Annotated in this window: 2 protein-coding genes and 1 pseudogene; 1 reads left to right on the plus strand and 2 read right to left on the minus strand. The window is 45.5% G+C overall.

Going from position 1 to position 1418, the window contains the following annotated elements:
* Window positions 1–298, plus strand: a pseudogene (locus RJ60_RS16055) (MurR/RpiR family transcriptional regulator); the annotation flags it as partial.
* A 33-nt stretch (window positions 299–331) separates the two neighbouring features.
* On the opposite strand, the gene RJ60_RS06395 reads toward RJ60_RS16055, so the two are convergent.
* Window positions 332–901 carry a TetR/AcrR family transcriptional regulator gene (locus tag RJ60_RS06395; RefSeq protein WP_099829547.1) on the minus strand — a complete coding sequence of 190 codons (570 nt, stop codon included), beginning with the start codon at window positions 899–901 and terminating at the stop codon, window positions 332–334.
* A gap of 16 nt (window positions 902–917) precedes the next feature.
* Window positions 918–1418, minus strand: a 501-nt coding sequence (locus tag RJ60_RS16060; RefSeq protein ID WP_258006202.1) for an SPASM domain-containing protein, incomplete at its 5' end; no start/stop codon positions are given.

The raw sequence follows: 1418 nt of genomic DNA on the forward strand, positions 1-1418 counted from the left end.
TGCAGGGACTTCCGCAGATCTTATTGATGCGCTGAGATTTTCGCAGAAGTCCGGTGTATCAGTGATCACTATAACGCCTGCTAGATCCATGCTCAGTGGTTACTCCAAAGTGAACCTGGAAAGCTACTATTCCAAACTGGTATTTCCAGAAGGCGGATTGGTCACTCGGATCGTTCAGCTGATGATTGTAGACATGCTTTATCTTCAGTTTCTTAAGATCTCTGGAAAAAAGTTTGAGGAGAGATATTCAAAGTTTAGAGAGGTTCTTGACTTCAAAAAAAGGGGGATGAAAAAATGAGAGGGATTCTGTCCCTCTCATTTTTTGTCGGGTTCATTCACCGGAGTTGCTAACCAAGCCCCTCCAGATTATCTCTCGTATGCTTTCTAGCCCGTTAGGGTCTTCCGTTACACTGAAACCATTCAATATGAGGTCTGCTGCGCTATCGGGATCTACGTCTTTGGAAATCTCATGTGCGGTCTTGGCATCGTTTATTGCCGAAGACAGTTTTTCCTTCAAGATCTGGTACCTATCTCTCACTCTTTTCCAGGATTCATTATCTTCTCGGCTGAGGTTTGCCCTCTCCTGATCCATGATCTTCTTGATCTCATTCTTGCTTGTGATGAAATCAATATACGATCTCAGAATTCTCTTCAGCTTCGAAACGTAGATACTCTCATTTCTTGTTTCCGAAAAGACATGATCTTCAAGTTCGTTGATCGAGTACTGCCAGACTTCGTAAAACAGGTCCTCTTTACTGGGAAAGTAGTAGTAGATCAGGGCCTTCTTCACACTTGCCATCTGGGCAATCTCAGACATGCTTACGCCGTCGTGACCTCTTTCCGCAAAGGCCTTCCGGGCGGCTTTTATAATCCTCTCTCTAGAAGACAAATTCGCTCGCACCGGATCCACCGTCCCCTCAAGGTTTTTTGTCTATAGCAAGCTTCTCTTCGTTGTTAGCGTACTTTCTCATTCTAACATCAAAATCGTAAACCCCTCTGTGGGCCGGATGGGTCTCGGCAAAGCCTTCCTCATAGTAGAGTTTGTCGGCGTATTCCTTCCAACCGGCTGCAAGCTCATCCAACTGTCCGGCAAGCTCTGTGACAACGTTTTCACTTCCATCGTGCTGTGGGATCGCATTGAACTTGTTCACCATGGCTCTGAGGACTTTCGGATTGTCAATAATCGGACAGGGTCTGAAGAGATTATTGCTGTAAGGCACCATTCTCTTGTATGCAGTGAAGAATGGAGACTTCAAAATCTCCAGAAGACTCTTTTCTCTTATACTGTCAACCGCAAACTGCTGGAAGACACAAGGTTCAACGTAACCCTTTGCATTTACGTGAAGATACTTTGCGCCGGCGGCAAGACAGCCATTCGTAAGGAATCCGTGATTCCAGAAGTCTGCAACGAATGCGAA

The organism is Mesotoga sp. B105.6.4 (genome assembly GCF_002896535.1).
Lineage (GTDB): Bacteria > Thermotogota > Thermotogae > Petrotogales > Kosmotogaceae > Mesotoga.